This window comes from Micromonospora sp. NPDC005194 (assembly GCF_040608335.1).
Lineage (GTDB): Bacteria > Actinomycetota > Actinomycetes > Mycobacteriales > Micromonosporaceae > Micromonospora.
The window spans coordinates 173,943-187,740 of the sequence record NZ_JBEXIA010000002.1 but is presented as its reverse complement, the minus strand read 5'-3'; the positions used below and the strand labels follow the sequence as shown (position 1 = coordinate 187,740).

Here is a 13,798-nt window from a genome sequence, read left to right as displayed (position 1 = left end):
GGGACCTGGCGGCGGGCGCGTGTCGACGACCCGGTTCTGCCCACGGGCAGAACCTCCCCCGTTCGCCGATACGCTCCAGAAGCTACCGGGCCCGGCGATAAGAAATCGATAAGCGACGTTCGCGCAGGTCAGCACCCCGCATCGACGACACTGGCAGCCAGTTCGGCGAGGCGGCGCTCGACATCGAGGCGTTCCGGTACGCCCATCCGACGGAAGATCGCCAACGCCCGCTCCCAGTGCCGCCGGGCCTCGGCCGGGTCGACAGCCTTGAAATGCTCCGCGAGGCCCGCCAGTGCACGCCCCTGCTCGTGCGGGTGTGCGATCCGCGTCGCCAACCGCAGGGCCTCGCGGTGCATCTCGGCTGCCGCACGGTCCCGCCCGCGTGCCCGCAGCGTGCGGCCCAGTTCGTTCAACGCCGCGGCCTCGACATGCCGCTCGCCCGAACCGACCGCGAGGGTCCGAGCCAACTCATGCTCCTGCTTGGCCTCCGCCAAGCGACCAAGACCGCGGTAGGCGATGCCGAGGTCGAGGCGTACCTCTGCCTCGCCGTAGCGGTGGCCGGTGCGGTCGCGAAGCGCCAGCGAGGCCCTGAGGATCCTGATCGCCTGATGGAAATCTCCCATTCGGGTGCGTACCGATCCGATATGGCTGAGAGCGTTGAGCACGTGGAACTCGTTCGAGTTGGTTCGGGCCCAGGCCAGGTGACGCCGGTGAATCCATAACGCCTCTTCGTAACGGCCCAGTGACGTGAGGGCGATACCAACGTTCGGTAACGCGTTCGGCGCTCCTGCGTTGCCGTAGCCCCGGTAGTCACGCAGATGTTCCATACCGAGTGCCACCGCCTCGGTCAGATTGCCGCTCCAGTAGTGGACCGGGGCAAGATTGGCCTGGTAGCGAGCCGTGTTCAGCACGTCCCGGGATTCCTTGGAAAGCTCGACCGCGCGGGTCAGATGTTTCAGGGCTTCTCGGTTGTCGCCGGTCCGGACGTAAGCGGAGGCCAGGTAGTTCTGCATCAGCGCCGTCGACTCGGCGTTGCCCGTCGCCTCTGCCGCTGCCAGCCCCTGCTGGTGGGTCACGATGATGTCCTCGAAGTATCCGCGGATGTAGCAGAATCGCCACAGGGCACGAGCCAGCCGCCAGGCGTGCTCGTGGAAGCCCGCCTCATGTGCCGACGCCACCATCGTCACCAGGTCCGCCCGCTCGGCTTCCAACCACTCGGCGCTCGGCTCGCCAAGAGCCTCCAGCAATTCAGGCCGACCGAACGGGAGATGACTGACCTGGCTTTCGATGACAACGGGCTCGATAATCTCAGCAATCCGCAGTGCCGCTGCCAGGGTGAAGTCGAGCAGTTGGGCCAGGGCTGACCAGCGGTCCTGCGCCGAATCGACGTACAGGCATAGCTCGACGGAGTACTGGCGCATGAGGTCGTGCAATCCGTATTGCCTGGAGTTCAGATCCTCCACCAGGTGCCTGTCGGTGAGGTCGTCGAGAGCCGCGTGAGCTTCCGCCACCGTCAGCCCGGTCAGTGCCGCGACCGCCGTTGGGCTGAACCGGCTACCGGGGTACAGACCCAGAAAGCGAAAGACCCGCTTGGTCGACTCGGGGAGAGGTTCGTAGGAGGCGGCGAACGCACCGGTGACTGTGCTGTTCTCCCCGGCCAGATGAGGGAGAACCGACGCCGCGCCGGCCATCTGTGCCGCGAGATCCGCCAAGCGCCAACCACGTCGGTGCGCCAGCCGGGCGCCGGCCAGCCGAATCGCCAGAGGAAGATGGCCGCACCGCCGGACCACCTCGACCGCTGCTTCCGGCTCGGCGTCGACCCGTTCCCGCCCCACACTCGCAGCCAACAGGTCGACGCCCTCTCCAGACGACATGACCGGCAGGGACTGCGACGCGCCGAGGTCCGGGTGGGTGAGTCGGCGTCGAGACGTCACCAGCACGACGGCGGTGGGCTCGATCGGCAGAAGCGGCAGGATCTGGTCGCTGCTGGCGGCGTTGTCCAGAATGATCACCGACCTCCAGCGGGCCAGTTCGCGTCGCCAGAGTTCCGTCCTGTCGTCGAGGTCAACCGGCACCCGCTCAGGCGGCACCCCAAGCTGGCGAAGCAGGACGACAAGAGCCGACGCCGGTCCAATCAGGTCCTTCTCGCCATGCCCCCGCAGGTCGACGTACAAACGGGCATCCGGGTACCGATCGCTCAGCCGGCGGGCCAGGTGCACGGCAAGTGTTGTCTTGCCGCTGCCGGCCATTCCGTCGATGACGTGCACGGCCGGTACGCGATCCTCGACACGCCGCGTCTCCGCCAACAGCCTGGCCACGACGGCCTCCCGACCAACGAAGTCGGTGACCGAACGAGGCAGATGATCCACCGCTGCGACTGTGGGCATCTGCTTCGTCGTCGGGTCACCCGCCGGTCCTGGTGGGGACCCAGCAAGGCGCCCAGCCGTGCCTTTGCTCAGGCCGGTGACGACGGGTTCCCGGCTCGGCGCCTCGGTGAGGATCCTGCGCCGCAACTTTTCGAGGTTGGCCCCCGGGCGCACCCCCAGCTCCGTCATCAGATGCCTGCGAATCTCGTCATACGCGACAAGCGCCTCCGCGTTGTCACCGCGCTCGTGCAGGGCCCGCATGAGAAGGAGGTATGTCGGCTCTCGGAGCGGATGAAGGGCAGTCACCGCGCGCAGTGACGGAATTGCGAGATCATCCCGCCCGGATCGCAGATGAACCTCGGCGAGGAGTTCCACGGCCAGAAGACGCTCCTCCTCCGCAGCGACGGTTCGAGCCGTCAGGACGGGCCCAAGCGGGATGCCGGCGAGCATGGGACCCTGCCACCGCACCAAAGCGCGGCCCAGCAGTTCCGACGCACGCGACAGGTCGCCGGCGCCCAGAGCATCCCGGCCAGCGTAAAGCTCGTCCTGGAAGCGGAAGACGTCGATCACATCCGGCCGCAAGGCGAGGCGATAGCCGTTCCCCTGCCGCACGAGAGTCGCGTCCGCGAGCGCTAACGTCTCGAACTCCCGGCGAAGATTGGCCGCATAGGTCCGCACATTCGCCACAGCGGAACGCGGAGGACGGTCGGCCCACAGCTCGTCTATGAGGCCGGACAACGTCACCAACTGGCCTGGCTGGACCGCGAGCATCGCGAAGATTACCCGTTGTTTGGGCGTACCCAGGTGCAACTTGTGGTCGGCAAGCAGCACCTCCAGGCCACCCAGCAGGTTGATCTCCACCGGCCCTCCGAATTCGCGTCTATCGGTGTCTAGCTGATCACACTGGGGAAGGTTAACGGTGGTCAGAATGCACGCCAACCCCCCAACGAGACACCCCAAATCCACACCGACCAGGCGACGGAGAGCAGATTCCGTCCGACCGGATTGACCCTGAGCCCAAACTGACGGATGAGGCCAGGCGCACATCCTGGCCACACTAGGGAGGAGGCGACAACGCCGATAGCCTCTCAGCAGCGCGCAAGCTGCGGATCGCGAGTGCAGCACGACCGCGCTCCGCTCAGGTGGCATGGACAGACCGTCACAAAGGCCGCTGGCTTGGCTAATGTTGCGTATACCGACATTTATCGCTACTAAAACTGCCTAACTCCTCTTAGGCTCCCATCACGAGAACGGATCCGGAATACGGAAACGGCCGGACGAGTGGAGGGAGCATGCAATGCGCGGCAGCGACTGGTTCTGACATCGAAGTAGCACTGAGCGGTAAGCTCCTGTCGTCAACAGGTAACTGTGGGCGACGACAGGAGCTTCATGAGCCAGGTGTCACCGCAGAGTCCCCGGGCAGATCGGTCGCTTCTGCTGCTCGTCGGTCTCATCGTGGTCATGGCAATCGTTCCCACAGTCATCGCTGGGGCCAACGTGTTGACCCGTCGCCCCGTCTCGGTAGGCGACGGTGCGACATTCGTAGCGCTGACCTTCATGACTGCGCTTGGCACGATCGTCATGGCACCTATCCGAATTCGCTCGACCACACACGGCATCACCTGGGTCGAGACGGCGATCGTGATAGGGCTTGCCGTGGCACCACCCGCCTGGGTGGTACTGGCGACCGGGGCTGGCGTCGGTATCGCATCAGCCATCATGAAGCTGCCGATGATCAAGGCGGCCTTCGGAGTCAGCAAGAACATTTTGGTGGCTGGTGGAGCAGGCATCACCACTTTGGCCATCCCCTGGCAGTGGCCGCCGGCCGGCGTGGTCGAGCTGGCCACCTTGCTCGGGGCGATCTACCTGGTGGCGGCACTCCTCGACGACCTGCTGGCCATCCCGGTGATCGCGCTGGCCACCGGGACACCGGTCTCCCGTCAGTTCTTGAACAACCTTGACCTGCGGATCGCCGGCTTCGGCGTGCGATTCATCGTGGCTGTCTGCACGCTACTCATCCTCCGCGAGGACCCCCGACTGCTGCTTGCCGTCCCCCCACTGATGTTGAGCCTGCACCTGGCCTACTCCGCGCGCATCCGAGGTCGCACCGAGCAGCAGGCGTGGCAGCGGCTCGCCCGCACCACCGACGCGCTCAACGTGGTCGACCTGGACAACGTGCTCACCACCGCCGTCACCCAGGCCGCCGAGTTGTTCTCCGCCGACGAGGTCGAGATCGAGCTGCGCGACGGTGGCCGCACCGTTCGAGGCGGCACCGGCGGCATCACCTTCGACGGACCGACCGGCACGCCCACCGACGTGGACGGCACCGTCGTGCCCACCCCGCTGGAAGGCCACGACCGCTCCGTCGACGTCGGCGTCCTGCGCCTGCGCTTCCGTGGGCCGGTCCAGCTCTCCGAGCGGGAGCAGTACACCCTGCGCACCTTCGCCTCGGCGCTCTGCACGGCGGTCCGCAACGCCCAGGCGTACGCCGAGCTGGCCCGCGTCGCCGACGAGCACGCGTACGCCGCCACCCACGACGCGCTCACCGACCTCGCGAACCGGCGGCACCTCCTCGACCGGGGCACCGAGCATCTCAGTGCCCGGCACGCCGACGGGGTGACCGCACTGGTGTTGATCGACCTCAACCACTTCAAGGAGGTCAACGACACCCTCGGCCACGCCGCCGGTGACCAGGTGCTGGTCCAGGTCGCCGATCGGCTGCGCGGGGCCGCCCAGTCCAGCGATCTGGTGGCCCGCCTCGGCGGTGACGAGTTCGCCGTACTCCTGCGCGGGCTGCCGGCCCCCGCGGTGGCCGCGCACCGGGCCGAGACGCTGCTCGCCGCCCTGCACGAGCCGTTCGAGCTGGACGGCATGCGGATCAGCGTCGAGGCCAGCGGCGGGATCTCCGTCGCCCCGGCCAGCGGCGGCATGGCCGAGCTGCTGCGCCGCGCGGACGTCGCGATGTACCAGGCGAAACGGGCCGGGCAGCGGATCTCCACGTACGCCCCGACCCGGGACACCGCCGACCTGAGCCGCCTCACCCTCGGCGGCGACCTGCCCCGTGCCGTGGCCGACCACGAGTTCATCGTCAACTTCCAGCCGATCGTCGACCTGGGCACCGGCGAGGTGACCAGCGCGGAGGCCCTGGCCCGCTGGCACCACCCCACGCACGGGCTGATCGATCCGCTGCGTTTCCTGGAGGCGGTGGAGCGTTCGGGAATGCTGCCGGCCTTCGCCGAGGCGATCCTCGACCAGGCCCTGATCGCCGCGGCCAACTGGCGCGACGCCGGCTTCGACGTACCGGTCGCGGTCAACGTGTCGCCGCGCAGCCTGCTCGACGCACGCTTCCCGGGCTCGGTGCTGGCCCGGCTGCGTGCCCACGACCTTCCGCCCGACCGGCTGGTGCTGGAGCTGACCGAGACGTTGACCCTCAGCCAGCTCGACGTGGTCGACCGGGTGCTCAGCCGGCTACGCGACGAGGGCGTGCGGTTGGCGCTGGACGACTTCGGCACCGGCTACTCCTCGCTCTCCCTGCTCTCCCGGATCCCGGTGCACGAGCTGAAGATCGACCGCAGCTTCGTGACGACCATGGAGAGCTCGGCCGAGGCCGCCGCCGTCATCCGCTCCACCCTCGACCTGGGCCGCAGCCTCGACCTGGCGGTGGTCGCCGAGGGCGTGGAGAGCGAGCCGCAACGACGCGCCCTCTGGGAGTTGGGCTGCGTGGCCGGCCAGGGCCACCTCTTCGCCCGGCCGATGCCCGCCGGCACCCTGCTCGCCGCGTTGCAGCGCGGGTCGGGTGGCCAACCCGGCACTCTGGCGCCACCGCTGCACGACACCGGCGCGGTGATCCGGCTGAGCCAGACCCGCCGCCAGGCCGGGCGCTCCCGCCCCGACCGCCTTCCCCACCTCCCCGCCTGAGCGGGGCACGAGCACGACACGGCGAGCAGAGGCGCCGCCGCCGGTGTGACCGAGGCCGGCCGGAGCCCCGCGGACAATCGGGTGAGCAGCGAGGTCTGCCAGACTGGCGCTCGTGATCGCCGACGCCCCGACCGCCCGCCGCCACCGCTGGCGGACGCTCGACACCGCCGCCGGTGGGCTCGCCCTCGACCTGGGCCTCTACGCCGTGTCGGCCGTCTTCGCGGCGATCACCGCGGTCACGTCGACCCTGCTGCCGCACCGGGCCTGGGGTGCGGTCGCCGCCGTCGGCTACCTGGTCGCGACGGTGGCGGTGATCGTTCAACTCCTCCTGCGCCGGCGCAACCCGGCGACCCGACCGGCCGGCCTTCCGGCCCGCTGGGCGGTGACCGGTTTCGCGTGGGCGAGCACCGCGCTGCTACCCGTGCTCTGGCAGAGCGTCGAGCGGGCCACCGGACGCACCGACCGCGCGCAGGAGGAGGTGCTGGTCGTCGAGCAGGCCGGCATCCGCCTGCTGGAGCACGGCACGCCGTACCTCGGCCGAGACGCCATCGCCGCCCTGCCGGCCGGTGAACAACTGCTCGGATACACGCCGTACCAACCGGGCATGGCGTTGTTCGGCCTGCCCCGGGCACTCGCCGACACCTGGTGGACCGATGCCCGGGTGTGGTTCGCGGTGGGCACCGCGCTGGCGCTCGCCCTGGCCGTGGCCACCCTGCGCGCCGCGCGCGGCACCGTCGGCGGCCCTCTCGTCGGGGCGCACCGGTCCGATGCCGCGCTACTGCGGGGCGTGCAGGCCGCCACCGTCCTGCCGATCTGCGCGCTCACCCTCGCCACCGGCGGTGACGACATGCCCGTACTCGCGCTCTGCCTGCTGGCCCTCGCACTCGCCGCCGCCGGTCGGCCCGGCCGGGCCGGCCTCGCGGTCGGGTTGGCGGGCGCGCTGAAGCTGTTCGCCTGGCCGATCGCCCTGGTCCTGATCGTCTGGGGTCTGACCCGGCGAGCCGGCGCCCGGGTCGCGGCCGGCGCGATCGGGTTACCCGTCGCCGCCCTGCTCCCGGCCCTGCTGGTCGACCGCGACGCGCTGACCGAGAACGTGCTGCGCTTCCCGCTCGGGCACGGCCTGGTCACCAGCCCGGCGCAGTCTCCGTTCCCCGGTCAGCTGATCGCCGCCACGCTGCCCGGGGGCCGGCTGATCGCCGCCGCCCTGCTGGTGGCGGCCGGCGTGGCCATCGCCGTCCGACTCGCGCGCCGCCCGCCGGGCACGGCCGCCGCCACCGCGCTGATCTGCGGGTACGGACTCCTCGCCGCGATCGCGCTGATGCCCTCCACCCGATTCGGGTACCTGCTGTACCCGCTGGCCCTGCTCGCCTGGGCACCCGCCCTGCACAGCCCGGACGCCGCACCGACCACCCCGACGCCCGACCGCCTGCCCGGTCGGACCACATCGGTCTAACCGGCGGGCGAAACGCCGCCGCACGGCGTACACCTGGAGGCATGACCACGTACCGCGACCGCGCCGAGGCGGGCCGGGTGCTCGCCGAGCGGCTCACCGCCCTCGTCGGCGAACCGGACACGGTCGTCCTCGGCCTCGTCCGCGGCGGCGTACCGGTGGCCCGGGTCGTCGCCGAACGGCTCGGCGCCCCCCTCGACGTGCTGGTCGTCCGCAAGCTCGGTATGCCCTGGGCCCGGGAGGTCGCCTTCGGCGCGCTCGGCCCGGGCGGGGTGCAGGTGCTCAACGACGCGATCGCCAGCCGCCTCAGCAGCGACGACATCGCCGAGGTCAGCCAGCGCGAACAGGTCGAGTTGGAGCGCCGCGAGCGGCTCTACCGGGGTGGTCGCCCACCGCTGGACCTCACCGGGCGCGTCGCCGTGATCGTCGACGACGGTCTGGCCACCGGCGCCACCGCCCGCGCCGCCGTCGAGGTCGTCCGCCGACTCGGCGCGCGCCGGGTGGTGGTGGCCGTGCCGGTCGGCGCGCAGGAGGCGTACGAACTCCTGGCGGCCGAGGCCGACCAGGTCGTCTGCGCGCAGCGCCCGTCGGATTTCGGCGCGGTGAGCGTCTACTACGACGACTTCCACGAGGTCTCCGACGACGAGGTCACCGACGCGCTCACAGCAACCGCTTAGCTCGACCAGGTACCGTCGGGTGATGAATAGCCTCACCTGTCCCAAGTGTCACGGCGAGATGCGTCAATACGAGCGCAGCGGTGTCGTCATCGACCAGTGCGGGGAGTGCCGGGGCATCTTCCTCGACCGCGGCGAGTTGGAGAAGCTGTTCGAGGCAGAGGCCAACTGGAGCCGCCAGCAGGCCGGCGGCCCGCCGCCGCAGCCCGTCCAGCAGCCGGGGGGCTACCCGCCGCCGCCCGCCCCGGCGCAGCACCAGCCCGGCTACGGCGCGGTCCCCCCGCCGCCGCCCCCGCCGCCCGTGCACGGCTATCCGCCGGCGCCTGCCTACGGTCAGCAGCACCAGGGCTACCACGGGCACTACCGGCACAAGAAGCGCAAGGGCTTCCTCGACGAGATGTTCGGCTGAGCCCGACCGCGGAGTCATCCCAGGTGACATGCCTCTGAGTCGCGGCTGTGACTCAGAGGCACGTCACTCGTGGCCCAGCACCCACGCCGTCGATGGTTGGCGGCCGAGGTGCGTCATGCGAGGCTGCATCGCATGACCGAGATCCGGCCGGACGAGGCTCTCGCCCAGGCGTACGACGGCATCACGGCGTTGGTCGACGGCCTGGACGACGCGCGCCTGCAACGAGCGACCCGCTGCCAGGGCTGGCTCGTCGCGGACCTGCTGCTGCACGTGCTCGGCGACGCCCAGCGGGCACTCGTGGCCCTGGCCAGCCCCGTCGATGGTCCCGCCGACGTGGACGACGTGTCCTACTGGCGCGGCTTCCCGTCCGGCGATGACCAGGCCGCCCGGCACGCTTGGTGGGTCCGCCGGTCGGCGTCCGCCTTCGACCGACCGGCATCGTCCGGCTCTGGGAAGAGACCGCCCCGGCGGCGGTCCGCGCCGCCGCGTCGGCAGACCCCGAGGGGTACGTGACCACGCAGGGGCACGTGCTGCGCGTACCGGATTTCCTCGCCACCCTGACCACCGAGGCCGTCGTGCACCACCTCGACCTGACGCCGGAGCTGTCGGACGCGCCGCCACCCGGCCCAACGGCGGTACGCATCGCCGTTTCCACGATGGACGGCCTGCTGAGCGACGACGCGGTCCGCCCCGCTGGATGGGACGACCAGGAGTTCCTGCTGAAGGCCACCGGGCGAATCCCGCTCACCGACCGGGACCGGGTGGAGCTTGGTGAGGCGGCGGGCTGGTTCCCCCTGCTCGGTTGAAGCCCTCGCCGCCGACGGCTCAGGACATCAAGCGGATCAGAAATCAGCGACCCAACATTATTTTCGCCGCCTCCGCCTTGCGAGCCAACGCAACTGTTGCTTCCGCATACAGCAGAGCTACGATCCTCTCGGCGGGTCCGCATGTCGTTCCGATCGTGTAGATCGTCTTGTGCGGACGAACAGAAAGGCCGTTGATGTCATGCCTTCGCAAAAATGTCACAAACGGCTCAAGCAGACGCTTGCTGCCTACCAGCCTGAATTGCGAGAACGTCGATTCGCTCGGCTTCGGTCGGCGGTAACTGCCGATTGATCCATCGCCGTCGACGACGCCACGCCAAAAGTCGCGTGATTCGTCGAGCTGTTCGCCGAGGGGACCATCGTATCTCCCCAGAGAGATCAGGCGCTCCGCCAAGCGAGCAGAGCGCACCGAAAACTGGCACGACCCATGAGTAGGGCTTGGCGCGGAGATGCTGCTGGTCGAACCCAGGAAGGTGCGCAGCGAGACAAGGTGGTCGCGGTCTCGCTGAGCGAGGCCCACCGAGATCTGCGGGAGGTGGCCCTCCCGGTACGTTACGCATCCGTCCGCGAAAAGAAACCCGAGCCAGTAGCACGCTTCCGGTGTCAGTACATCAAATGCGTCGTGTCGAAGAGTGTGCACGGTCCTGCGAAGCTCGACGCCACGGCGGACCAACAGGCCGCGCATCCCGGGCTCCGTAATGGCGAAGTATTTCGCCACCTCGGCTATAGATAGACCCTCGGTGTACTGCCTGACCGCCTCCGAGCGCTCTGGCTCGGTCAACTTTGCCCTCGACCGGGCTGGCACGCCCCGTCGTCTGAGCAGACCACGAATGGCCTGCCTGCTGACTCCGTACGAATGCGCAATTCGGGTTAGAGTCTCACCGCTCCCGCACGTTCAACAACAGCCTGGATTTGCGCCGCCGACAGACGAGAAGCCGTAGTGCTCATCCGATAGCCATGTCCACGAAACGTGAGAGATGCAGCTGGGCCGCGACCGTCACCGTGTCGGTTGGCCCATTCCGATGCTTAGCAATTATGAAATCCGCCTCCCCCGCCCGCGGCGACTCCTTGTCGTAGTAGTCGTCGCGGTGCAGAAGGATGACAACGTCGGCATCCTGCTCAATTGAGCCAGATTCACGCAAATCAGACAATTGGGGGCGCTTGTCGGTGCGCTGCTCGGGGCCACGGTTCAGCTGACTCACCGCGATGACCGGGCACTCGACCTCCTTGGCCAGCAGCTTCAGACCACGGGAGAGGTCGGCGACCTCCTGCTGCCGGCTCTCGGTGCGCTTCGGCGAGGTCATCAGCTGGAGATAGTCCACGACGATCATCTTGAGGTCGTGTCGCTGCTTGAGCCGGCGGGCCTTCGCCCGGATCTCCATCAGGTTCATGCTCGGCGTGTCGTCGACGAAGAGCGGCGCCTCGCTGATCTCGCCCATGCAGCGGGCCAGCTTGGTCCAGTCGTCGTCGGAGAGCTGCCCGCTGCGTAGCACGTGCAGCGGCACCCGCGCCTCGGCCGAGAGCAGTCGCATGACGATCTCGACCTTGCTCATTTCGAGCGAGAAGATCGCGGCCGCCTGGTTGGCCCGAATCGCAGCATTTCGGGCAAAGTCCATGCTGGCCGTGCTGTTGTGGGTGGGAATCATCGCCCGGCTGGCCAGGTAGAGATGCTCGGGGTTGTCGACCGTGACGCACCGGACCGGCACACTCGGCACCGGACGAACGTCGACGATGTACCGCGAGGTCGTCCGGACGTCGGAGGTGATACGGCGGCGTTCGACGTGCGCATCCTGCTTGCGCTTGAGCCGGAAGACGACGTCGGGGGTGGAGAAGTTCAACGTGTACGCGATCGACGACTCGCTTGTGCGGCCGCGAACCTGCTTCACGTTGACCGTGCAGCGGTAGCCGAGGCTGACGATGAGTTCGCGTACGTCCTCTGCCAGTCGCTTCGAGGTCGACGTGTACTGAAGGTTACCGGTGGGGGCGACGGTGCCGTCGGTGTCCATCAGGCCAGCCAGCAGCGCCCGGCGCTGCGCCTCGGAGGCGCGTAGGTACACATCAGGGATGTGTTTGTCCGCCGCTACCCCGATCTGACGCAGCAACCCGAGGAAGGAACCGTTGCGGTGCCGGCAGTCTGCACACCTCCTGGTCGCCGGCCTCTCAACCAACGCCCTGGTGGAAACGCCGCAGTCCGCGCAGACGCCGTGCGCCTGAGCAACCGGCGTGGGCTGCAGCAGAATGGTGTAGACCATCGGCCCGCTGGGCCGCACGGCGAAGCCGTCCGCCTCGACGTGCGTGAGCATGTCCGGATCTGCGGTGGTGAAGCGGCTGGCGCCGGTGTGCCCGTCCCCTAGCCAGGCCCCTAAGGTGTAGGACGGAACCACCAGATCGCGGTCCGGGAGTTGGAGCGGGGCGCAGTTCCGTACGGCATGGTTGAGCCGTCGGTCTGCGGTGTCAGTACGCAGCGTGGCCGCGATCTCGGCAGTGGTGACGACGCCATCATGGTCGACCCGGCTGCCTGCGTTGACCTCCCGCTCAGCCCGTTCAAGAAGCGCGTTCACCAGCGGACCGGCCGGGTAGCCGGGCGCCGTCCAGTTCCTTGTCTTGCCGTTGCGGACGATGGGGCGGGTGATCCGGCCGGTCGACCCGACCTGACGACGCGCGACCGTGTGCAGGACATGCCGGAACTCCGGCCCGACCTGCTCGAGCGTGTCGAAGAGGGTGATCGGCTGGTTTCCCGCGGCGCCGAGCGTCTCGTGGGCCGCCCGTAGGTTGGTCAGCGACGATTCGGACCAGTGCCGCGTCCGCCGCGCCGGGCTCTGGCGCCGGCTCGCTCGGGTGGTCGTCTTCCACAGGTGCTCCGCGTCCGCCACGATGACGGTGCCGTCGGAGAACTCCACCTCGTAGCAGGGACGGTCGTGCATCACGTCGAAGGCGTGTGTGACAGTGGTCGGGGAGCCGTCCGCCGCCAGTAGTTGATCGCCCGCCTTGACCTCACCCATCGTGGTCCAGCCGTCAGGGGTCGGCAGAGGGGTGTCGAGCGCGAGCGCCTTACCCAAACCAGGCCGGCCGGCCACGATGATCAACTGGCCGGCGTGCAGGCCGTTGAGCAGCCGGTCCAGGTCGGTGAAGCCGGTCGGCACACCGGTCATCATCCCGCCCTGCGCACCCACCGCCTCGATCTCATCGAGCGTCGGCTGGAGCATGTCGGCCAGGACCGCGAAGTCCTCGCTGACCCGCCGTTCGGTGACGTCGTAGACGGCCTGCTGCGCGAGGTCCACGACGTCGTCGACGTCGCGGCTGCCGCCGCTGGCGGTGCCGTAGCCCAGTTGCACGATCTTGGTGCCGGCCTCGACCAGCCGGCGCAGCACCGCCCGCTCGCTGACGATCCGCGCGTAGTAGGCGGCGTTGGCCGCGGTGGGCACGCTGGCGATGAGGGTGTGCAGGTAGGGCGCCCCGCCAACGCGGACGAGGTCGCCGGAGTCGGCGAGTGCCGCCGCGACGGTGATCGAGTCGGCCGGCTCACCCCGGCCGTAGATGTCCAGGATGATGTCGAAGATGGTGGCGTGCACCGGCCGGTAGAAGTCGTTGGTCTTGAGGATCTCGACGACGTCGGCGATGGCGTCCTTGGAGAGCAGCATGCCGCCGAGGACGCACTGCTCGGCCGCGACGTCCTGGGGCGGGGTCTTGTCGAACTGGCCGTCCCGCTGCACGGGCGGCTGGCCGCCGCCGGGCCGTGACTCCGCCCGCCTGTCGTCGGTGACCGACACGGGTCCCCCCTCCACTGCGTCGGATCCGGTCCCAGCTCTACCGCCGGGGTACGACAGTTCTCCTCCGACCAGGCCGGTCGATCGGGGGCCATCGCGCCGGCGGTCGAGGGCCAACCATACGGACCCCGAGGTCAGCGACTCAACAAGCCCGGTGGACGAGCCTCGGGACAACCTGTGGACACCGGTGCACAAGCATGTGCGCAGGGTGTGCACAGGCTGTGGACAACGGTTGGGGAATTCTCGGCCACAAGCCGCTGAGCTGCTGAAACGCGGTCCCCAGCCTGTGGAGGAGAATATTTCGGTCGGTTCTGTGACACGATCTTCCCGTACTATCTCCAGCGAACGGCTACACCTGGACAGCGGATTACGCTTTCGGTTCAGAAGGGT

General features: G+C 68.9%; 9 protein-coding genes. 6 read left to right on the top strand and 3 right to left on the bottom strand.

From position 1 onward, the window contains the following. Positions 1–128: 128 nt before the first annotated feature. Complete coding sequence (locus ABZU53_RS02405) at positions 129–3,227, bottom strand: BTAD domain-containing putative transcriptional regulator (protein WP_355063390.1); 3,099 nt, start codon at positions 3,225–3,227, stop codon at positions 129–131. Between the two features lie 600 nt (positions 3,228–3,827). Between ABZU53_RS02405 and ABZU53_RS02400 the strand changes: the two genes are divergently transcribed. The 6 genes from ABZU53_RS02400 (at position 3,828) to ABZU53_RS02375 (ending at position 9,623) form a co-directional block, all read left to right on the top strand. After that, positions 3,828–6,284 carry a bifunctional diguanylate cyclase/phosphodiesterase gene (locus ABZU53_RS02400; protein ID WP_354855773.1) on the top strand — a complete coding sequence of 819 codons (2,457 nt, stop codon included), beginning with the start codon at positions 3,828–3,830 and terminating at the stop codon, positions 6,282–6,284. A 112-nt stretch (positions 6,285–6,396) separates the two neighbouring features. After that, entirely contained in the window at positions 6,397–7,737 is a 1,341-nt protein-coding gene (locus ABZU53_RS02395; RefSeq protein WP_355063388.1) for a glycosyltransferase 87 family protein, read from the top strand. 41 nt (positions 7,738–7,778) lie between these two features. Next, positions 7,779–8,411 (top strand): phosphoribosyltransferase family protein, encoded by a 633-nt coding sequence (locus ABZU53_RS02390; protein ID WP_355063386.1) that lies wholly within the window; start codon positions 7,779–7,781, stop codon positions 8,409–8,411. Between the two features lie 22 nt (positions 8,412–8,433). Then, the gene (locus ABZU53_RS02385) at positions 8,434–8,817 is read left to right on the top strand and encodes a zf-TFIIB domain-containing protein (protein WP_354855770.1); all 384 of its coding nucleotides are present in this window, start codon (positions 8,434–8,436) and stop codon (positions 8,815–8,817) included. Positions 8,818–8,949: 132 nt separating this feature from the next. Then, on the top strand, positions 8,950–9,330 hold the full coding sequence (locus tag ABZU53_RS02380; RefSeq protein WP_355063384.1) for a maleylpyruvate isomerase N-terminal domain-containing protein: 381 nt from the start codon (positions 8,950–8,952) through the stop codon (positions 9,328–9,330). Next, positions 9,327–9,623, top strand: a complete 297-nt coding sequence (locus ABZU53_RS02375; RefSeq protein WP_355063382.1) for a hypothetical protein — start codon at positions 9,327–9,329, stop codon at positions 9,621–9,623. The genes ABZU53_RS02380 and ABZU53_RS02375 overlap by 4 nt, the downstream gene beginning before the upstream one ends. Positions 9,624–9,666: 43 nt before the next feature. On the opposite strand, the gene ABZU53_RS02370 is transcribed toward ABZU53_RS02375, so the two are convergent. Beyond that, entirely contained in the window at positions 9,667–10,326 is a 660-nt protein-coding gene (locus tag ABZU53_RS02370; protein ID WP_355063380.1) for a hypothetical protein, read from the bottom strand. A 259-nt stretch (positions 10,327–10,585) separates the two neighbouring features. Then, positions 10,586–13,426, bottom strand: coding sequence for a replicative DNA helicase (gene dnaB / locus ABZU53_RS02365; protein WP_355063527.1), 2,841 nt, complete (start codon positions 13,424–13,426; stop codon positions 10,586–10,588). Positions 13,427–13,798 lie beyond the last annotated feature (372 nt).